The organism is Neoaquamicrobium sediminum (assembly GCF_040970315.1).
Lineage (GTDB): Bacteria > Pseudomonadota > Alphaproteobacteria > Rhizobiales > Rhizobiaceae > Aerobium > Aerobium sediminum.
This window is the reverse complement of sequence record NZ_JAZHFV010000006.1, coordinates 702049-721201: the sequence shown is the minus strand read 5'-3', so window position 1 is coordinate 721201 and position 19153 is coordinate 702049. Positions and strand designations below refer to the sequence as shown.

The 19153-nt window shown below is 64.8% G+C and carries 17 protein-coding genes and 1 riboswitch; of the genes, 8 read left to right on the top strand and 9 right to left on the bottom strand.

Going from position 1 to position 19153, the window contains the following annotated elements; all coding sequences use genetic code 11:
• Window positions 1-5 precede the first annotated feature (5 nt).
• Both V1479_RS20220 and V1479_RS20215 read left to right on the top strand, forming a co-directional pair.
• Window positions 6-995, top strand: coding sequence for an NAD(P)H-quinone oxidoreductase (locus V1479_RS20220; RefSeq protein ID WP_368804523.1), 990 nt, complete (start codon window positions 6-8; stop codon window positions 993-995).
• 52 nt (window positions 996-1047) lie between these two features.
• Window positions 1048-1665 carry a glutathione S-transferase family protein gene (locus tag V1479_RS20215; RefSeq protein ID WP_368804522.1) on the top strand — a complete coding sequence of 206 codons (618 nt, stop codon included), beginning with the start codon at window positions 1048-1050 and terminating at the stop codon, window positions 1663-1665.
• A 113-nt stretch (window positions 1666-1778) separates the two neighbouring features.
• On the opposite strand, the gene V1479_RS20210 is transcribed toward V1479_RS20215, so the two are convergent.
• Together V1479_RS20210 and V1479_RS20205 are read right to left on the bottom strand one after the other, a co-directional pair.
• Complete coding sequence (locus V1479_RS20210; RefSeq protein WP_368804521.1) at window positions 1779-2879, bottom strand: NAD(P)/FAD-dependent oxidoreductase; 1101 nt, start codon at window positions 2877-2879, stop codon at window positions 1779-1781.
• Between the two features lie 18 nt (window positions 2880-2897).
• Window positions 2898-3929 carry a histone deacetylase family protein gene (locus V1479_RS20205; protein ID WP_368804520.1) on the bottom strand — a complete coding sequence of 344 codons (1032 nt, stop codon included), beginning with the start codon at window positions 3927-3929 and terminating at the stop codon, window positions 2898-2900.
• A 176-nt stretch (window positions 3930-4105) separates the two neighbouring features.
• Between V1479_RS20205 and V1479_RS20200 the strand changes: the two genes are divergently transcribed.
• Window positions 4106-4915: an IclR family transcriptional regulator gene (locus tag V1479_RS20200; RefSeq protein WP_368804519.1), complete on the top strand. Its 810-nt coding sequence runs from the start codon at window positions 4106-4108 to the stop codon at window positions 4913-4915.
• Here the strand turns inward: V1479_RS20200 and V1479_RS20195 are convergent.
• Genes V1479_RS20195 through V1479_RS20185 form a run of 3 tightly spaced genes read right to left on the bottom strand, consistent with a single transcriptional unit; the run spans window position 4899 to window position 8282 of the window.
• On the bottom strand, window positions 4899-5789 hold the full coding sequence (locus tag V1479_RS20195; protein ID WP_368804518.1) for a DMT family transporter: 891 nt from the start codon (window positions 5787-5789) through the stop codon (window positions 4899-4901). The two genes, V1479_RS20200 and V1479_RS20195, sit on opposite strands and share 17 nt — an antisense overlap.
• Window position 5790: 1 nt before the next feature.
• Entirely contained in the window at window positions 5791-7491 is a 1701-nt protein-coding gene (locus V1479_RS20190; RefSeq protein WP_368804517.1) for an FAD-dependent oxidoreductase, read from the bottom strand.
• 38 nt (window positions 7492-7529) lie between these two features.
• Window positions 7530-8282, bottom strand: a complete 753-nt coding sequence (locus tag V1479_RS20185) for an SDR family NAD(P)-dependent oxidoreductase (RefSeq protein WP_173191962.1) — start codon at window positions 8280-8282, stop codon at window positions 7530-7532.
• A 175-nt stretch (window positions 8283-8457) separates the two neighbouring features.
• On the opposite strand from V1479_RS20185, the gene V1479_RS20180 reads away from it, so the two are divergent.
• The 3 genes from V1479_RS20180 to V1479_RS20170 all read left to right on the top strand — a co-directional run bounded on the left by V1479_RS20180 (window position 8458) and on the right by V1479_RS20170 (window position 11494).
• Window positions 8458-9489 (top strand): TRAP transporter substrate-binding protein, encoded by a 1032-nt coding sequence (locus V1479_RS20180; RefSeq protein ID WP_368804516.1) that lies wholly within the window; start codon window positions 8458-8460, stop codon window positions 9487-9489.
• Window positions 9490-9597: 108 nt separating this feature from the next.
• Complete coding sequence (locus tag V1479_RS20175) at window positions 9598-10173, top strand: TRAP transporter small permease subunit (RefSeq protein WP_368804515.1); 576 nt, start codon at window positions 9598-9600, stop codon at window positions 10171-10173.
• Window positions 10166-11494, top strand: a complete 1329-nt coding sequence (locus V1479_RS20170; RefSeq protein WP_173191967.1) for a TRAP transporter large permease — start codon at window positions 10166-10168, stop codon at window positions 11492-11494. The genes V1479_RS20175 and V1479_RS20170 overlap by 8 nt, the downstream gene beginning before the upstream one ends.
• A 26-nt stretch (window positions 11495-11520) precedes the next feature.
• Here the strand turns inward: V1479_RS20170 and ppk2 are convergent, their stop codons facing one another.
• From ppk2 to V1479_RS20150, 4 genes are all read right to left on the bottom strand, one after another.
• Complete coding sequence (gene ppk2 / locus V1479_RS20165; protein ID WP_368804514.1) at window positions 11521-12441, bottom strand: polyphosphate kinase 2; 921 nt, start codon at window positions 12439-12441, stop codon at window positions 11521-11523.
• A 150-nt stretch (window positions 12442-12591) separates the two neighbouring features.
• On the bottom strand, window positions 12592-12837 hold the full coding sequence (locus V1479_RS20160; protein ID WP_368804513.1) for a hypothetical protein: 246 nt from the start codon (window positions 12835-12837) through the stop codon (window positions 12592-12594).
• A gap of 1 nt (window position 12838) precedes the next feature.
• Complete coding sequence (locus V1479_RS20155) at window positions 12839-13930, bottom strand: FAD-binding oxidoreductase (protein ID WP_368804588.1); 1092 nt, start codon at window positions 13928-13930, stop codon at window positions 12839-12841.
• 19 nt (window positions 13931-13949) lie between these two features.
• Window positions 13950-15197, bottom strand: a complete 1248-nt coding sequence (locus V1479_RS20150) for an aromatic ring-hydroxylating oxygenase subunit alpha (RefSeq protein ID WP_368804512.1) — start codon at window positions 15195-15197, stop codon at window positions 13950-13952.
• Between the two features lie 124 nt (window positions 15198-15321).
• Window positions 15322-15529, bottom strand: a riboswitch (cobalamin riboswitch).
• 161 nt (window positions 15530-15690) lie between these two features.
• Between V1479_RS20150 and deoC the strand changes: the two genes are divergently transcribed.
• A complete protein-coding gene (gene deoC / locus V1479_RS20145) occupies window positions 15691-16722 on the top strand; it encodes a deoxyribose-phosphate aldolase (protein WP_368804511.1) in 1032 nt (343 codons plus the stop codon).
• Window positions 16723-16734: 12 nt separating this feature from the next.
• Complete coding sequence (locus V1479_RS20140; protein ID WP_368804510.1) at window positions 16735-19113, top strand: aldehyde dehydrogenase family protein; 2379 nt, start codon at window positions 16735-16737, stop codon at window positions 19111-19113.
• Window positions 19114-19153 lie beyond the last annotated feature (40 nt).

Genomic DNA, 19153 nt, shown 5'->3' with positions numbered 1-19153 from the left:
ACTCCATGCGCGCCGTTCGTTTCGATGTCCCCGGAGGTCCGGACGTCCTGTATGTCGGAACCGCCGACATACCGGTCGCGGGCCGTGGCGAGATCGTCATCAAGGTCAGCGCCGCGGGGGTCAATCGTCCGGATGTCTCGCAGCGTCTCGGCCGCTACCCGGTGCCACCGGATGCCAGTCCGATCCTGGGGTTGGAGGTTGCGGGCGTGGTGGCCGAAGTCGGCGGCGGCGTGCAGACCTTCAAGCCCGGCGACCGGGTCATGGCGCTCGTCCATGGCGGCGGCTATGCCGAATTCTGCCGGGCGGACGCGCGGCATGTCATGCCGATGCCGGACGGCCTTTCCTTCGTCGAGGCCGCCGGGTTCCCCGAAGTTGCGATGACCGTCGAATTCAACATGCTCATGCGGGCCGGTTTGAAAGAGGGAGAGACCGTCCTGATCCATGGCGGATCGTCCGGGATCGGGTCGTATGCGATAGCGAGGGCGAGCAGTCTCGGCGCGACCGCAATCACCACCTCGCGCGGTGCCGAGAAAGCCGCCTTCTGCCGACACACAGGGGCCGCGTTGGCGATCGACTCGTCGGCCGGGGAATGGGTCGACGAGGTCATGGACTTTACGGGGGGCCGCGGCGTCGATGTCGTTCTCGACATGGTTGGCGGCGACTATACCGACCGCAATCTGGCTTGCATGGCCGTGGACGGGCGCTATGCACTGATATCGCTCCAGGGCGGCGCGAAAGCGGCGGTCAATCTCGAACCGGTACTGCGCCGCCGCCTGACGCTGGTAGGCTCCACGTTGCGCCCGCTGCCTCCCGAGACGAAGGCGGCCATCGCCGCGCGGCTCGTGCGCGACGTCTTGCCCATTCTTTCCGAAGGAAGGCTGCGCCCGCACATTCACGCCACCTTCGACATCGAAGACGTGGGCGAAGCGCATCGTACGCTGGAGCAGAACGATCACTTCGGAAAGCTCGTCCTCACGATTGGCGACGTCCCGTAGCGGCATTCGCCCACGCATCCGCCCTTCCAGCCACACAGATCGGAGACACGCAATGCTGACCCTGTTTCATTCGCCGGGAAGCTGCTCGAACGGCATTCTCTATCTCCTCAATGAAATCGGGGCCGAGCATGACGTCTCCGTGGTCAACGTTCTCACCGGCGACCAGAGGAGGGAGGCCTATCTGAGCCTGAACCCGAAGGGGAAGGTTCCGGCGCTGCGGCTCGATGATGGTGAGGTGCTGACCGAATTGCAGACGATCGCGTTCTGGCTCGCGCGGTCCTTCCCGCAGGCGGGCCTTTGGCCGGAGAACACAATGGAGCAGGCGCGCACGCTCGAACTCCTGGATTTCATTGTCGGCTCGGTGCACATGCGCGGTCGCACATTCATCAGGATGCCGCACAAATTCGTGGACGACCCAGCATGTCACGCAGCGCTTCAAGCCCATGGCCGCCAGCAGGTCGCCAACGGGCTGGCGCAGCTCGAGGCGACGCTTGGCGGCAAGCCGTTCCTGCTGGGACGTTTCGGCGTACCGGACGCCGCTGCACTCTACGTCCTCGACTGGGCCGTGCGCGATGACATTGAACTGAGCAGCGCGCTTGTCGCGTACCGGGAACGGCTACACGCGCGGCCGGCCTTCGCTGCCTCTGCCGACAACTGGGGATCAACCTAGTGTCGCGGTAAGTTCGCTTCTCAAGCGGCGTCGTGCTCGCGGCAACGCAATCGTGGATTGCGCGTGATAGTGAAGTCGAGGCCGGCAGCGAGATTCGCTACCGGCCGTCAGGATCAGATCATCACCCGGTGCGGCGACATCATTGCCGGGTCGAGCGCCAGGCCTGGCTCGTCGCCAAGGATGAGCGCGGCGGCGACTGCCGACAGCGCGGGCGACGTCTGGATACCGTAGCCGCCCTGCCCCGCCAGCCAGAAGAACCCCTCGGCGTCGGCGTCGAAGCCCACCACCGGTGTCCTGTCGGGGGCGAAGGTTCGCAGGCCGGCCCAGTTCCCATCCACCCGCACGATCTCCTCTCGAACCGCCTGCTGGTAGCGGTCGAGGCCTTCGGCGAGTGTCATATCGTCCACGAAGGCGTCGTGAGGCTCCACGGGGTCTTCATCGGCAGGCGAAATCAGCAGCCGCCCCGCATCGGGCTTGAAGTACCAGCGGTCGGCGGAATTGGAGACGAGCGGCCAGCGCTCGCAATCGTAGCCGGCGGGACAGGCAATGACCGCCATCGAGCGCCGGTGGGGAACGAGCCCCTTGGGAGCAACGCCGCAGTTTCGGGCCACCACGTCGGCCCACGCGCCGGCGGCGTTGACGATCGTTTCGGCCTCGATTTCGCCCGCCGTAGTCTCCACTTTCCAGCGATTGCCGACCCTGTGCGCTTGCAGCAGCGCCGCATCGGTCATCACACGCGCGCCGGCGCGACGAGCCTTCTTCAGCCAGCCCTGATGCAACGCGTTCACGTCGATGTCGCTCGCATCGTGCTCGTATCCAGCCGCGGCAATGCGTTCGGGCCTGAGCAGCGGCACCATCGTCGCTGCATCGGCCGGTAGCATCGGGACGAGGCCCTCGGAAAGCGCAAGCAGCTCGTCGTGGTGAGGCCGGTCCTCCTCGTCCGCAACGAACAGGATCCCCCTTTGCGACAGGAGTGGCGATGGAAAGAACTCGTCGTCCGGCGCATCGAACAGCGGCCGGCTGGCAGCGCTGAGCGCGCGTATGACCGCGTTGCCGTAGTTCTGGATGAAGATCGCAGCCGACCGTCCCGTGGAATGATGGCCGGGGCGCGCCTCCTGCTCGATCAGCACAACATCACGCCGACCGCCGATGGCGGCCGCCACACCGGCGCCGGCAATGCCGGCACCAATCACCAGAACGTCTGTGGAAATCATCGCCGACGAATACCCTTCTCAGATTGCGGCGGCGTGCCGGAAGCCCTGGAGGAACGCCGCAAGGTTGTCGCCGAGCGCATCGCACAGATAGCCCCCTTCCTGCACGATGGCAGTTGGCACCCCGATGCTGGCGCAGCGCTCGCCGATCATGCGGAACCCGTCTGTCGAAACGGAAAGCCCGCCGAACGGATCGCCTTCGAACGCATCCAACCCGAGCGCGATGACGACGGCGCCCGGCGCGAACGCTGCAATGCGCGTCAATGCTACGTCGAGCTGATCGAGAAACACCTCGTCGCCGGAATGGCGCGGCAGCGGCAGGTTGAGGTTGTAGCCAAGCCCCGCCCCTTCCCCGCGTTCCGACGCATGCCCCCAGAAGAAGGGATAGAATCGCGCCGGATCGGCATGCAGCGAGACCGTCAAAACGTCACCGCGTGCATAGAAAATGCCCTGCGTGCCGTTGCCGTGATGCAGGTCCACATCGAGGATGGCGACGCGTTCGTGCCGGCTGCGCAGGACCTGAGCGGCGATCGCGGAATTGTTGAGAAAGCAAAAGCCGCCGGCCATGTCCGCAAAAGCGTGATGGCCGGGCGGGCGGCACAGCGCATAGGCGGCCTTTTCACCGTCGAGCACCATCGCGGCGGCCTCGGCTGCCGTCTGCGCGCTCCAGTAGGCCGATTCCCAGGTATCAGCCGAGATCGGACAGGCGGTGTCGGCCATGTGGTATCCAGCCTGGCCGACGGCCGATGCAGGGTAGGAAAAGTCGCGGCGGTCGGGGTGGATGTTCGGCACAACCTCCTCGGAGGCATCGGGGATGCGCCGCCACCTTTCGTAGATCGTCTCCAGGAAGCGAAGATATTCGGGCGAGTGAACCGCCGCCGCCGGCGCCACCCCCCGATCCCGGGGCGCAACGCGTTCAAGTCCTGCGTTTTCCGCGCCGGCAAGCAGCCGGTTGACCCGCTCCGGCACCTCCGGGTTAGGCTTCTGCGCACCTGAGGAAAGGAAGTGCCTGGGATCGTGTCTGCGCTGGGTTTCGTGAAAAACACACTTCATGCTGTTCTGGCTTTCGATGGAGATTTTTGGGAATGGAGAGAAACGGGGGTGTCAGCAAGCAACACGATAGCCGCCCCCAACGTCAAGCATGACAGGTCGGACACAGGCGAGCGTCCCGGTGTCGTTGTGCTTCCCGATCTTCTGGTTTACCTCCATCCAAACGGAACGAGAGGGCGATGGCTTCGACGGAAAAGAAGAACGGCTCGCGGGGCGTCCAGTCGATCGACACTGGCGGCGTGGTGCTCAACGCCCTGGCGCGCGCCCGGGGGCCGCTGAAACTGCGCGATCTTGCCCAGGAAACGGGAATGGCCGCGGCACAGCTCCATCCCTATCTCGTTTCCTTCCGCAAGATGGGCATGGTCGAGCAGACGGAAGCCGGCCACTATCAGCTCGGTTCCTTCGCCCTGCATCTGGGCCTGACCCGGCTGCGCAACCAGAACGCCTACCGGGAAACCGTGCAGCGCGTCGCCGCTCTTGCCGACGACCTGCAACTCATGATCGCCATCACTGTCTGGGGCCTTCACGGCCCGACCATCGTCTATGTTCAGGAATCGTCCGCGCGCATCCATGCCAACGTCCAGGTCGGCAACATCTTCCTCATGACGGCGACCGCGACAGGCAAGGTCTTTGCCGCCTTCCTTCCCCGGCCCGTCACCCAGCCGATGATCCGGCAGGAACGCTCCGACCGGACTTTGCTGGAGCGCGGGCCTTTCGAGTTCGACGAGGCCCGCTACTGGGAGGAAGTGGGCGTCGTCGCGGCAAACGGCCACGCGGTGACCCGCGACCTGCCGATCCCGGGCGTCAGCGCGGTTGCGGCTCCGGTGTTCGATCACACCGGGCAGATGCAGCTCGCGCTGACCGCCATCGGTCCGACGGCGATGATCGACCTGTCGCCGGACGGCCCGGCGGTCACCGGCCTGCTTGGGTTCACCCGGCAGCTTTCGAATGAGCTCGGCTATCGCGAGGACGTCACCGCCGACGCATGAATTCGAGCGAGACGACCAGGCCGCCCGAGGCAAGCGCCATGCCCAGCCACTGAACGCCGCTCGGCGTCTGGCCGGCAAGCGGAATAGCCAGAAGAACGGCCATGGGTGGCAACAGCGCCGGAAAGAGTGCGGCGGTTCCAGCACCAAGCCGCGTGACGCAGCCCGCAAAGGCTACAATTGCAAGCGCACCGCCGAAAAGCCCCTGATAGACGACCTGCTCAACCCAAAGGCCTGCTGGCAGCGACGTGACGCCGAACGCAAGCAGATAGACCGGGAGGAAGCAGAGCGCCGCGCAGACGGAAACGGCCGCAGTCGTCTCGATCGCCGGCAGCTTCCAGCGGCCGACCAGCCATGTGAAGATGCCCCAGAGCGTGCCGGAGGCTACAAAGCACAGATCGCCCAGCCAGACCGGCACGCCGGATGGCGCCGCGGCCGGCTGGTCCGCCGCGATGGCCACGAGCCCGAGAACGAGAAGAGCGATGCCGATGCGGCGCTGCATGGGTACCGCGCGACGGTCGACGACGGCTGCCATCACGTTGGCTGTCAGCATCGTGACGCCGGGCGAAATCACCACTGCGTGCGCCAGCGGCGCGATGCCGTAGCCGGTGTTGATGAAGAATGCGAACGGAGGACCGATCAGCAGGGTCAGCACTGCCACGCGCCTGAACGGCAAGGCCGGACGCCAATCGGTTCTGAAAGCCAGCAAAGGCCCCAGAACCAGCGCGGCGACGCCAAAGCGCAGCATGGCAAGATCGGCGCTCGAAAAGCCGTCGGCCCGGCCGATCGCCGTGCCGACATTGTAGAACGACCAGAAGATGGTGGCGGCAAAACCCAGCGCCACCCCTTCCGCCCATTGGCGCCGGGCTTGCGACACGTCAGTCGTTCGCGCCGGAAATATGCCGCGCGGCTATGTAGCCGAACGTGACGGCGGGCCCGAGCGTGATGCCCCCACCGGGGTAGTTGCCGCCCATGATGCTCGCTGCGTCGTTGCCCACCGAATAGAGGCCCGGTATCGGCCGCCCGTCTTCGGCGAGCACCTGCGCGTTCTCGTTGCAGCGAAGCCCCGCGAAGGTGCCGAGATCGCCAACAACCAGCTTGACCGCGTAGAACGGCCCCTTCCGGATCGGCGCGACGCACGGATTGGGCTTGTGGTCGGGATCGCCGAGCGATCGGTTGTAGGACGTCGAGCCTTTGGCGAATTCCGGATCTTCCCCGTGCTCGGCATGTTTGTTGAAATTCTCGACTGTGCGTCTCAGCCCAGCCGGGTCGGCGCCGATACGTTCTGCAAGCTCCTCCAGCGTGCGGCCCTCATAGAGATAGCCCGATCGGACATGCTGGCGGAACGGCACCGGCGCCGGCTTGACGTAGCCGAGCCCGTATTTGCGCAGCACATGATGGTCGGCAACGAAGAAGGCGCAGACCTCGCCATTCTCGTCGTTGCAGCGGGCCACCATCGCCTGGCAGAAATCGTGATAGGAATTCGCCTCGTTCACGAACCGCCGCCCCGAGCGAGTGACGGCGATCACGCCGGGCTTCGAACGATCGACGAAATGCGGGAACGTGCCCAGCGTTCCGTCCGGCTTGACAGGACGCGAAATCGGCACCCAGGCTGCCGCATGCGGCAGGCTCGTGTCCACGCTTGCGCCGGCCGCTTCGCCCAGCCTCAGTCCATCGCCGGTGTTTCCGGGAGGCGCCGGCGAGGCATGTTCGTAACCGGTAGGCGCATGCGGGAAAAGTTCCTTCCGTCGAACGGGGTCCTGCGGAAAGCCGCCTGCGGCGAGCACCACGCCACGGCGTGCAACGATCTCCACCGACCCTTCCGCCGTATCGACAATTGCGCCGGAGACCCTGTTCTTGCCGTCACGGACAAGTTCCCGCACCGGCGCGCGCGTCCAGATCGGCACCCCCTTGTCGAAGCAGGATTTGGCCAGCCGCGCCACCAGCGCGTTTCCGTTCATCAGGCGCATCGGGCGACCGTGAAACGCCATGTCGCGCAGGAACTTCACGAACAGCTTGCCGACATAGAACGCCGAGACCGGCGAGCGCAGAACGTTGAAGAAATGCAGCAGTTCCTTGCCCGAGCCGATCATCATGCCGAGGAAGGTAATCTCGGCCAGCGGCGGCCGCAGGCGCTTGATCTCGGGGCCGAGCTCGCGCCCGTCGAACGGGCGGGCCACGATGGAGCGCCCGCCATCCATGCCGCCCGGCGCGTCGGGGTGATAGTCCGCGAAGGTCGGACCGAGATCGAACTGGAGCGCGGTGTTCTGCTCGTAGAAGTCGACCGCCTTGGGGCCGGCTTCGAGGAAAGCATCGACACGGCGCTCGTCGAAATGACTACCAGCCTCGTGCCTGAGATAGGTCCGTGCCTTGTCCGCGGAATCCTCGACGCCGGCCCGGCGCGCGGGCGCGTTGCAGGGGATCCACATCCAGCCGCCCGAGCGCGCCGTCGTGCCGCCGTAGACAGGCTCCTTTTCCACTACCAGCACATCCAGATGGCGGTGCGCGGCCGATACGGCGGTCGAAAGGCCACCCGCGCCGGAGCCGATAACCAGCACGTCGCATTCATGTCTTTTCATGGTCATGTCCACAGCGTCCGAGAAATCGTCCAGTCGGGTCACGAGGCGAGATAGCCGCCGTCGACGGGGAGCAGCGCTCCGGTGACGTAGGTCGACATGGCCGAAGCGAGGAAAAGCACCGGCCCCACCAGCTCCTCCGGCTCGCCGACGCGGCCCAGCGGCGTATGCGCCATGAAGCGCCCGATCGCCTCGGGCGTCTCGCGCGTCACTTTCGTCATCGGCGTCGCGATCACACCCGGCGCGATCGCATTTACCCGGATGCCGTCGGGCGCGAGATCGTGTGCAAGCGCGCGGGTGAACTGCAAAACCGCGCCCTTGCTGGCTGCGTAGGCGCCAAGACCAGGTCCGGCCGAGACCGACATGATCGAGCCGAGGTTGACGATCCGCCCGCGTGTCTTGCGAAGCTGGGGCAGGAATGCCCTTACCATCGTGCGAACACCGTCGACATTGACCCGGAAGACATCCGCCCAGTCGGCATCGAAGTTCGCGCCATCAATGGGCGTACGACGGATGATGCCCGCATTGTTGACGAGAATTGCAGCCGGCCCCTGCCAGGCTTCTACCTGACCGGCGAATCGCGTCACCGCTTCGGGCTGGGTCACGTCGAGTTCAGTCGCCATGGCCACACCGCCATTCGCGCGAATGTCCGCTGCGGCAGCTTCGGCAGCCGCTCCCGCCATGTCGCAGAGCACCACCTTGGCACCGGCCTCTGCCAGGCCGCGCGCGATGGCCAGGCCGTTACCCTGTGCCGCGCCGGTCACCACCGCGACCTCTCCCTCGATGCCCAGCATGCATCCTCCCAATCATTCGTTATCTGCAAATGAGTTTGCTATTCGCGAATTTTCTTATTGAGGCAAACGTCGGAATTTGCAAGACTGCAATTCTGCGAAGACACGCCAGGCACGGATGCCGGGACACGTCGCAGGGAGACGAGCCGCGGCTGTGCGGTGCCTTGGGAGGATTTTTATGAGACGTTACATCGCCGCGGCCACGCTGGCCGCTTCCGTTGCATTTGCCGGGTCGGCCATGGCCCAGAGCTTCGATCTGCAGAGTGTGTTTGGACTAAACGTTCCGTCGATCGGCCCCAGCCCCGTGAACTGGGCCGACAAGGTGCGGTTGATGACCAACGGCGAGGTCGACATCAAGGTCCACGGCGCCGGCGACTTCGTTCCACCTTTCGAGGTCTTCGGAGCGGTATCGAGCGGTGCGATCCCGATGGGCTTCGACTGGATCGGCTACTGGGCCGAGTCGATTCCCGTCGCCAACCTAGTCGGCTCGATGCCCTTCGGCCCCTCGCCCGATATCGCGCTCGGCTGGATGTTCGAGGGTGGCGGTCTGGAAATCATCCAGAAGGCCTATGACCCGCATGGCGTGAAGGTCATTCCGTGCCACCTCGTCGTGCCTGAGGCCGGCGGATGGTTCAACAAGGAGATCAACACAGTCGAGGACCTGAAGGGCCTCAACATGCGCATCGCCGGCCTTGGCGGCCGGACGCTGGCGAAACTCGGCGCGAACACGCAGCTCGTGCCCGCCGGTGAAATCTACGTGTCGCTCGAGACCGGCCGCATCGACGCGGCTGAGTTCTCCGCGCCGCAGCTCGACAAGGGGTTCGGCTTCCAGAAAATCGTCAAGAACTACTATTTCCCCGGCTGGCACCAGCCATCGAGCTGGGATTCGATCATCGTCAACATGGATGTCTGGAACGGCTTCTCCGAGGATCAGCAGAAGATCATGGTCGAGGCGTGCAAGGCCAACATCGCTGAAAACATGGCCGACCAGCTCAATGCGCAGGTTGCAGCCGTCGAGGAGATCGAGGCAGCCGGCGTGAGCATCAAGCGCTTCCCCGACGAAGTGCTGGAAGCCATGCGCACCGCAGCCGGCGAAGTGCTTCAGGAAGAAGCGGCCAAAGACCCCATCTTCAAGGAAGCGCTTGATTCCCTGACCGCCTATATCGAGCGCACGTCGCGCTGGTCGGAACTCCAGGCCCTGCCGCGATAGGCAAACGAGCGGGTCCGGCACAAAGCCGGACCCGCAACCGTCGCGCGCTGTCGCAACCGCTGAATTTCGCGTAACAGGCTTCATCGGTAAAACCGCTGGAGGAGAAGGTTGAAACGTCTTTCGGATGCCGTGCTCGACGCGGTTGTTCTGCCGGGCAAGGTGGTCGGATGGCTCGTGCTGCCGCTGATCGCATCGGTGCTACTAACGGTCTTTGCCGCCAAGATGGGCTGGAACGCGATCTGGCGCTGGGAAGATGCACTTCCCGTGCTTGGGAACGGCATCACCGTAAACACCCTGGCCGACCTGCAATGGTACATCTTCGCCATCATCGCCGTTCTCGGCGGCGTTTATGCCCTGCGTGACGGCCAGCATGTGAGCGTCGACGTTTTCGTGGCGGGCTTGCCGCAGCGTGCCCGCCTGTGCCTGACGCTTTTCGGCGACATCGTCTTTCTTCTCCCATTCTGCGTCATCATCGTCTGGTACGGCTGGAAGTTCGCCGCGACCTCGTTCGCATCCGGCGAGGGTTCGACCTATGGCGGGCTGATGGACCGCTGGCTCATCAAGGCCATGATCCCCGCCGGGTTCGCGCTGCTGGGCATCGCCGCGCTGGCGCGCGTGGCCCAGACCCTGCGCCTGCTGTTCTCTCCCGCATCCAATCAAGGCCCGGCCGAAAACCATGACTGAATTTGCCTGGCCGCTCGCCATGCTCGTCGCGCTCGTGGCGGGCATCTTTTCGGGATACCCGGTCGCGTTCGTTCTTTCGGGCATCGGCATCGTCTTCGCTTTCCTGGCCGGCGTGCCGATCCTCTTCCTGTCGACGGGCGTATCGCGCATCTATTCCGGAATCCTGACCAACTGGCTGCTGATCGCCATTCCCCTCTTCGTCTTCATGGGGCTGATGCTCGAACGTTCCGGCGTCGCGGAGCGGCTGCTTCGGTCGCTGGCGGCACTGTTCGGCCGGCTGCCCGGCGGCTACGCCTTCGCGGTCGCCATCATTGGCGTGGTGATGGCGGCCTCCACGGGCATCATCGGCGCATCCGTGGTGCTCATGGGCATGATGGCTCTGCCCGCCATGACGCAGGCCCGCTACGATCCCAAGGTTTCCACAGGCCTGATCGCCGCTTCAGGCACGCTCGGCATTCTGATCCCGCCGTCGATCATGCTGATCGTCCTCGGCGACCAGCTCCGCGTTTCGGTCGGCGACCTGTTCATGGGCGCGATAGGGCCGGGTCTGCTGCTGGCCGGGCTCTATTTTCTCTATCTGATCGCGATCGCCATCTTCCAGCCGCACCGCATGCCGCCGCTCGACCATGCCCCTGCGGAAAGCCGCAAGGCGGCGATGCTCGGTCTCGCCCGTGACCTGCTGGCGCCGATCATCCTCGTCGTCTCGGTGCTCGGCACCATCGTCGCCGGTATCGCCACACCGACGGAAGCCGCGGCCATCGGCGCGGCGGGCGCGATGATCCTCGCCCTGTTTTCCGGAAAGCTCGACCTCGCGACATTACGCACGGCCGTCCGAGACACGACCAAAACCACCGCGATGATCATCTTCGTGATGATCGGCGCGACGATCTTTTCCGTGATATTCAGGCGCCTTGGCGGCGACGAGATGGTGATCCATGCCTTCGATGCGCTGGGGACCGGACCCTATTTCGTGCTTTTCACCATCATGGCATTGGTCTTCGTGCTGGGCTTCTTCCTCGACTGGGTCGAGATTGCGCTGGTCGTCGTGCCGCTGGTCGCCCCGGTCGTGACCAGCCTCGACTTCGGCATGACGCAACCCGAGACCCTCACCTGGTTCGCGATTGCGCTTGCCGTCAACATGCAGACGTCGTTCCTGACCCCTCCATTCGGTTATGCGCTGTTCTACCTGCGCGGTGTGGCCAAGGACATATCGATCGGCACGATCTACCGCGGCATCATTCCCTTCGTGCTTCTGCAGATCACCGCGCTGGTACTCCTGATCCTCTTTCCGCAGATCAGCCTATGGATGGTTTCCCAGTAGGCCACCCAGCCGCATTAGGCGCGCGATCAATATTTTTGCGGGACGTAGAGGTCGTACGGAAGGGTTGCGCGTTCGTATTCCGGGTTGAAGACGCGTTCCGGCAGGGCGATGTCCTCGTGCGGCACCGGCTCGTAGGGGATCTGCTGTAGCAGGTGGTCCATGCAGTTCAGCCGGGCACGCTTCTTGTCGTTGCCCTCGACGATGTACCAGGGCGCCTCCGGGATGCTGGTTCGGGCGAACATCTCCTCCTTCGCCTTGGTGTACTGCTCCCAGCGCACCCGAGACTGGAGATCCATCGGCGAAAGCTTCCATTGTTTCATCGGGTCGTGGATGCGCATCAGGAAGCGAAGCTGCTGCTCCTCGTCGGTGATCGAGAACCAGTATTTGATCAGCCTGATGCCCGAGCGAAGCAGCATGCGCTCGAACTCCGGCACGTCGCGGAAGAAATCCTCCACCTGCTGCGGCGAAGCGAAATCCATCACCCGCTCGACACCCGCTCGGTTGTACCAGGACCGGTCGAAGAGCACGATCTCACCGCCGGCCGGCAGATGCGGAACGTAGCGCTGGAAATACCACTGCGTCTTTTCCCGGTCGCTTGGCGCCGGCAGCGCCACCACGCGCACGATACGCGGATTGAGCCTCTGTGTGATGCGCTTGATGACCCCGCCCTTGCCGGCGGAATCCCTGCCCTCGAACAGGACGACCACCTTTTCCTTGGTGTGCGCGACCCAGTCCTGGAGCTTGATGAGTTCCGACTGCAGGCGGATCAGCTCGTGGAAATAGGTATGACGGTCGAGCGCGTGGGGGTGGGCCTTCTTGTAGATCTTGGACAGTTCGAGCGACAGCGCCGGTTCTGACAGTTCGAGCTCGTAGTCCTCGTCGAGCGTATCCTCGAGCTCGGCCTTGAGCCATTCCTCGGCACCGTTGCCCGCCCTGTCGTGATCCATCTTTGTTCCTCCGGCCGCATCGCGCGAGAGATTCGTCGCATCCGGTCACAAGAAGACCCGCGAACACGACATCGATCAAGCGTCGGCTAACACCGGCGGGTAACATGAACATGACGGCGTCTGACGCAGCGTAGCACCTGACGGGGAAATCTAATCCGGTGTTCCGGCCGCTTCCGCAAGCAAGGCGCGAAGTCGGCGCAGCGGCGGCGATACGGTGGTTGCCTCATCCAACCGTCTTATCTGCTTGCGCGCAGCAACGGCGACGTCTTCTCCATCGGGCAATGCGATGAGCCAGGACAGGAAAACCTCCTCGGGGCTTGCCTGGGCCAGCGGCGGACGCGGCGAAATCGGTGACGTCGGCTTGTTGAGGTCGGCATGGATTGGAGAAGATCCCATGTCAGGCCTCGATTTCCAGCGCCGAAAGCGGCTTCGAACAGCAGGCAAGGATAAAGCCTTCCTCGATCTCGTGATCGAGTATGCCGCCATTGTGGCTCATCTCGACCGCGCCGGAGACTTTCTTGACCTTGCAGGTGCCGCACAGGCCGAACTCGCAGGCGGCCGGGATCCGCACACCCGACGCGCGCGCGGTCTGCAGCAGGGTCTGTCCCGCAACGCATTCGCCGTCGACCTCCGACACCGCGAACCTGACCGGCAGGGCGATTTCTCCGACAGCGGCGTCGCCGTCCTGCGTAAACGGTGCAGGCACGGGTTCGGCCACGGGAGCGGCAAAGCTCTCCTGATGATAATGCGCCATGTCGAAGCCGGCTGTTTCCAGCATCTCTCGCACGGCGCGCATGAAGGGTTCCGGACCGCAGCAGAAAATCTCCCGCTCGCGAAAATCCGGCGCGAGCAGCGGCAGCCGCACCGCGTCGATGCGGCCCATATGGCCGAACCAGCTCTCCCGGCTGGAGCGTTCCTCGATCAGGAAGCCCAGCGACAGGCCGGGCATGCGGCTCCCCAGCAGTTCAAGCTCCTTGCGGAAGATGATCTCCTCTGGCCGGCGCGCGCAGTTGACGAAAGCGACGTCGGTCCATGGCGCGCAGTCGTTCAGCCAGCGCAGCATCGACATCATCGGTGTGACGCCGGAACCGGCGGAGATGAACAGATATTTCGCCGCCGGATATTCGTGGTGGGAGAAATCGCCGGCCGGGCCGTAGGCCCTGATGTGATCGCCGCGCCGCAGATGATCCAGCATCCAGCGCGTTGCGACACTGCCGGCCTGCGCCTTGACCGTGACTGCGATGGAGAAGGGCCGCGACGGCGACGACGACAGCGTGTAGGTGCGCAGCAGCGGCTCGTCGCCAACCGGCAATTCCAGCGTGATGAACTGCCCCGGCTTGTAGCGGAACCAGGTCTGGTTGTCGGACCGGAAGGTGAAGGTCTTCACGTCGGGCGCCTCGTCGGCGATGCCGATGACCTCCAGCACCTGAAGCCGGTCGTTCCACGGCGTCATCTCGTCGAGGTGGCGGTAGAGTGCGGCGTCCGTCATCGCGTTCATCGCTGTTGCCTCACGCCACGCTTCTGAGCGCCGGGGTTTCCGTCTCGGCCAGCCGCGGCTCGATGAAGGAGGCGTACCATTCGACGAACTGGATCACGCCGCCCTCGTGCAACTCGGAATAGGGGCCGGGTTCGTAGGCGGGCGAGTTGATGCCGAAGGCGTTTTCCTCGACGATCCTGCGGTCCTGGTCGTTGGTCTCGGTCCAGACATGGGTCAATTCGGCAAGGTCGTAGTCCATGCCTTCCACCGCATCCTTGTGCACGAGCCACTTGGTGGTGACGGCGGTCTCGGTAGCGCTGATCGGCAGCACGCGGAAGGTAACGGCGTGGTCGCCAAGAATGTGGTTCCATGTCGTCGGGTAGTGGTAGAGCAGCAGCGACCCGATGCGGTCGGTGGAGACGGTGTCGGAAAGGTTGCGGTTCACCGCGCGCTTGCCGCTCATCGTGTAGCTGACCGCATCGCGCAGCAGCGGCGCGCGGGTCGCGCGATACTGGCCGCCCGCGTCGATGCGGAAGCGCGAAGGCAGCCCGGCCGCCTCGCATTTCGCCCAATGCGCCAGCATCTCGGGGTCGCTTTCGGCGCCGTTGACGCCCGTCACCGTCGGGGCCTCCGGGAATGTCTTGCAAAGCTCGGGATGGTTGGCCGCGCAGTGGTAACACTCGCGGTTGTTCTCCCAGACCAGCTTCCAGTTGCCCTTTTCGATGATGGTGGATTCGTAGGCGACCTTTGCATCGGCCAGCCGATGCGGCAGGAAATAGGGCTCCATCATGGCCCGGAACGGCCCGAAGTCGGCCGGCTCCGGCGCAAGGCAGATGAAGACGTAGCCGCCGGCGCTCTCACAGGCGACCGGCTTTAGCGAGAACTGCGACGGGTCGAAATCATCCGCCATCTGGCGTGCGAACAGGAGCTTGCCGTCGAGATCGTAGGTCCACTGGTGATAGGGGCAGACGAGGCGCGCCGAGAGGCCCTTCTGGGCCGCGCAGACGCGGCTGCCGCGATGCCGGCAGGAATTGTGGAAGGCGCGTATCTGCCCGTCACGATCGCGGACCAGCACGACCGGATACCGGCCAACCTGAACGGTGAAGAAGCTGCCGGGCTTCGGCAGTTCGCAATCGTGGCCCACGAATAGCCAGTCGCGATACCAGATCAGGTCCATGTCGAGCCGGAAGAACTCGGGATCGGTGTAGAAGGGCTGTTCCAGCGAATAGCCGTATCTGCGGCTGCGGATCAGCCCCAGCATTTCGTTGCGCGCATCCATGTCCTGTCCTCGCATCGTCATCACAAGGACTGAACTGGTGGTGATGGAGGGAAGGAGGAGCCGCGACATGGCCATGCAGGCCTGTCCGCGCCGCTTCGCCTCTTGACCGCCCACCGCGATCAGTCGGTTTCGTATGCCGAAGGCTGGTTTCCGGGCTCCGGAGCCGTCCCTTGCAGGACCTTCCCGACACCTTCCCGGACATTGTCGTCCAGTGGTCTCCCGTCGGGACATTCAGCTCCGCTACCGTTGCGGGGGCAGCGCCGGATTTCGACCGGCTTCCCAATTCTCCGCTTCGATCGACACGAAGCAGCACCTCAGGCACGCACATCTAACCACGGCTGCATCGCCGGCAAACACGCGAAAGCGACACCGTGCAGACGCAAAGACGACACAGGGTTCACAACGCTGCGGCATGCTGCGTCGCACCGTTTCGTTTCGCTCGAATTCGTGCGATAGCTGCATAAACTTTGACCAACGGGACAAAGAAAGTGCCATGACGAGCACCTCGACACGACAGGCTGCCGGCGCCAGCCTGCATACGCTGCCGACAGCGGCTGCGGCTGCGCATACCGACCTGCCGCGCAATCCCGGCATTAAGCTGGATCTGGGCTGGCTGGAAGAGATGCGGCATGTGAACCGCTCGGCACTGGAGCGTCGCGCGACGACGCTGACCAAGCGCCGCTCGATCAAGGCCGACAATCAGGCGGCATGGCTGCTCCGCTCAATCAGCCTGATGGACCTGACGACGCTGAACAGCAACGACACCGACGAGCGCGTGCGCCGCCTCTGCGCCAAGGCGCGCAACCCGCTGCGCGCCGATCTGGTCGCCGGCCTCGGGCTGGGCGAAACGGTGATCCGGCCAGCGGCTGTTTGCGTCTACCATCCCTTTGTCGCGACCGCGGTCAAGGCGCTGGAAGGCACCGGCATCCATGTCGCCGCCGTCTCCACCGCCTTTCCGCACGGGCTGTCGCCGCTGGAAACACGGATCGCCGAAATCAGGGCGTCGGTCGCCGATGGGGCCGACGAGATCGACGTGGTCATCCCGCGCGGCCTGGTTCTGGGCGCAAAGTGGCAGGTGCTTTACAACGAAGTCGCGCAGTTCCGCGAAGCCTGCGGGGAAGCGCACCTGAAGGTCATCCTCGGCACCGGCGAATTGTCGACGCTGCGCAATGTGATGCTCGCGTCGATGGTGTCGATGATGGCGGGTGCCGACTTCATCAAGACCTCGACCGGCAAGGAAAGCGTCAATGCCGTCCTGCCGGTCGGCCTCATCATGACGCGCGCCATCCGAGCCTATGAGGAGCGCACCGGCTTCAAGATCGGCTTCAAGCCTGCCGGCGGCATCTCCACGGCCAAAGCCTCGCTGGACTGGCTGGTGCTGATGAAGGAAGAACTCGGCCGCCGCTGGCTGGAACCGGACCTCTTCCGCTTCGGCGCGTCGAGCCTGCTTACCGACATCGAGCGGCAGCTCGAACACCACCTGACCGGCCACTACTCGGCCGCCCATCGACATGCCATGGCCTGACGGGGAACGACCGTGAACATTCTCGAACGCTATCACGCCATGGAATACGGCCCTGCCCCGGAGGCGCGCAACGAAGCCGATGCGTGGCTTGCCTCGCGCGACTTCGCGGCGTCCCTGTTCATCGGCGGCCAGTGGAAGAAGGCGGCGAGCGGCAAGACGTTCGACACGGCCGAGCCCGCCACCGGCAAGCATCTGGCGAGCCTGGCCGAGGCGGGGCATGACGACATCGACGCCGCTGTGGCCGCCGCGCGCAAGGCGTTGCCGAAGTGGCAGGCCGCTTCCGGCTATGAGCGCGCGCGCGTGCTCTACGCCATCGGTCGCGCCATGCAGCGCCATGCGCGGCTGTTCGCCGTGCTGGAATCGCTCGACAACGGCAAGCCGATCCGCGAAAGCCGCGACATCGACGTGCCGCTGGCCGTCCGCCACTTCATCCATCATGCCGGCTGGGCGCAGTCGCTGGGCAAGGAGTTCCCGGGCTATGCAGCGGTCGGCGTGGCCGGCCAGATCATCCCGTGGAATTTCCCGTTGCTGATGCTCGCCTGGAAGATCGCGCCTGCGCTCGCGGCAGGCTGCACGGTAGTGCTGAAGCCGGCCGAATTCACGCCGCTTACGGCGGTGCTGTTCGCCGAAATCTGCGAGAAAGCCGGCGTACCCAAGGGCGTCGTCAACATCGTTCATGGCGGCCCGGAAGCGGGCGCGGCAATCGTCAATCACCCCGACATCGACAAGATCGCCTTCACCGGCTCGTCCGAGGTCGGCAAGATCATTCGCAAGGCAACCGCCGGCTCGGGCAAGAAGCTGTCGCTGGAACTGGGCGGCAAATCGGCCTTCATCGTCTTCGAGGATGCTGATCTGGATTCCGCGGTGGAAGGCCTCGTCGACGGCATCTGGTTCAACCAGGGCCAGGTTTGCTGCGCCGGCTCGCGGCTGCTGGTGCAGGAAGGCATCGCCGACGCCTTCCTCGCCAAGGTGCGCGCCCGCATGGAGAAGCTGCGGCTTGGCGACCCGCTTGACAAGAACACCGATATCGGCCCTCTGGTCGACCGCACCCAGCTCGAGCGCGTGCGTGGCCTAGTCGCCGAGGGCGAAAAGCAGGGTGCGCAATGCTGGCAGCCGGCTGGCGAAGTGCCAGCGACCGGCTGGTATCACCTGCCGGTGCTTGCTACCAACGTAGCCCCCGCCAACATCCTCGCCCAGGAGGAGGTGTTCGGCCCGGTTCTGGCGACGATGACCTTCCGCAACACGGAGGAAGCGATCGAGCTCGCCAACAACACCCGCTACGGGCTGGCCGCTTCCGTGTGGAGCGAAAACGTCAATCTCGCCCTGCATGTCGCGCCGCAGCTCAAGGCCGGCGTGGTGTGGATCAACGGGACCAACATGTTCGATGCCGCCTGCGGCTTCGGCGGCTATCGCGAAAGCGGATTCGGGCGCGAAGGCGGCCGTGAGGGTATGGTCGAGTATCTCGCCCTGCCAAAGGCCAAGAGCCAGCCGATCAAGGCCTATGAGGCGCCAGGCGGCACCTCGGAGCGCTCCGACGGCGACGGCTCCTTCATCGACCGCACGCCGAAGCTTTTCATCGGCGGCAAGCAGACGCGTCCGGACGGCAACTACTCCATGGCCGTTCACGACGCCAAGGGCCGCCATGCCGGCGAAGCCGGGCTGGGCAGCCGCAAGGACATCCGCGACGCCGTCAGCGCCGCACGCGCCGCCAAGGGCTGGGCGGGCGCCACGGCCTACAATCGCGCGCAGGTGCTCTATTTTCTGGCCGAGAACCTGACGATCCGCGCCGACGAGTTCGCCGCGCGCATCGCAAGCCTCACCGGCGCATCGGCGAAGGCGGCGCGCGCAGAGGTCGACGCCTCGATCGAACGCCTGTTCGAAGCCGCAGGCATGGCCGACAAGTTCGAAGGCACCGTGCACAATCCCCCTGCCCGCGCCGTGACACTGGCGCTCAACGAGCCGGTCGGCGTGGTCGGCATCGTCGCGCCCGACGAGCAGCCGCTGCTCGGGCTCGTCGCGATGCTTGCCCCGGCGCTGGCCATGGGCAACAGCGTCGTCGCGGTGCCATCAGCACGCTGGCCGCTGGTCGCGACCGACCTCTACCAAGTGCTGGAAACGTCGGATATTCCCGCAGGCGCTGTCAACATCGTCACCGGGCGCACAGGCGAACTCGCGAGCGTGCTGGCCAAGCACGATGATGTCGACGGTCTCTGGCTCGTCGCCGACGCTGCAACCTGCAAGGCAGCCGAGCTGGAATCCACCGGCAACCTCAAGCGTGTCTGGACCTCGAACGGACAGGCCGTCGACTGGAACGGTGAGGCAGGCTCGCTCAAGCCGTTCCTGCGCCGCGCCGTCGAGGTCAAGAACGTGTGGGTGCCTTACGGCGACTAGCCATGGAAGGCACCACACCGCCGTCAGCCGGGCGGCCAGC

Coding starts and splice junctions, on each gene's coding strand:
- V1479_RS20220 (WP_368804523.1), top strand. CDS start 6: ATGCGCGCCGTTCGTTTCGATGTCCCCGGAGGTCCGGACGTCCTGTAT.
- V1479_RS20170 (WP_173191967.1), top strand. CDS start 10,166: ATGACTGAATTTGCCTGGCCGCTCGCCATGCTCGTCGCGCTCGTGGCG.
- ppk2 (WP_368804514.1), bottom strand. CDS start 12,441: ATGGATCACGACAGGGCGGGCAACGGTGCCGAGGAATGGCTCAAGGCC.
- V1479_RS20215 (WP_368804522.1), top strand. CDS start 1,048: ATGCTGACCCTGTTTCATTCGCCGGGAAGCTGCTCGAACGGCATTCTC.
- V1479_RS20190 (WP_368804517.1), bottom strand. CDS start 7,491: ATGAAAAGACATGAATGCGACGTGCTGGTTATCGGCTCCGGCGCGGGT.
- V1479_RS20155 (WP_368804588.1), bottom strand. CDS start 13,930: ATGACGGACGCCGCACTCTACCGCCACCTCGACGAGATGACGCCGTGG.
- V1479_RS20160 (WP_368804513.1), bottom strand. CDS start 12,837: ATGGGATCTTCTCCAATCCATGCCGACCTCAACAAGCCGACGTCACCG.
- V1479_RS20180 (WP_368804516.1), top strand. CDS start 8,458: ATGAGACGTTACATCGCCGCGGCCACGCTGGCCGCTTCCGTTGCATTT.
- V1479_RS20185 (WP_173191962.1), bottom strand. CDS start 8,282: ATGCTGGGCATCGAGGGAGAGGTCGCGGTGGTGACCGGCGCGGCACAG.
- V1479_RS20210 (WP_368804521.1), bottom strand. CDS start 2,879: ATGATTTCCACAGACGTTCTGGTGATTGGTGCCGGCATTGCCGGCGCC.
- deoC (WP_368804511.1), top strand. CDS start 15,691: ATGACGAGCACCTCGACACGACAGGCTGCCGGCGCCAGCCTGCATACG.
- V1479_RS20205 (WP_368804520.1), bottom strand. CDS start 3,929: ATGAAGTGTGTTTTTCACGAAACCCAGCGCAGACACGATCCCAGGCAC.
- V1479_RS20200 (WP_368804519.1), top strand. CDS start 4,106: ATGGCTTCGACGGAAAAGAAGAACGGCTCGCGGGGCGTCCAGTCGATC.
- V1479_RS20150 (WP_368804512.1), bottom strand. CDS start 15,197: ATGGATGCGCGCAACGAAATGCTGGGGCTGATCCGCAGCCGCAGATAC.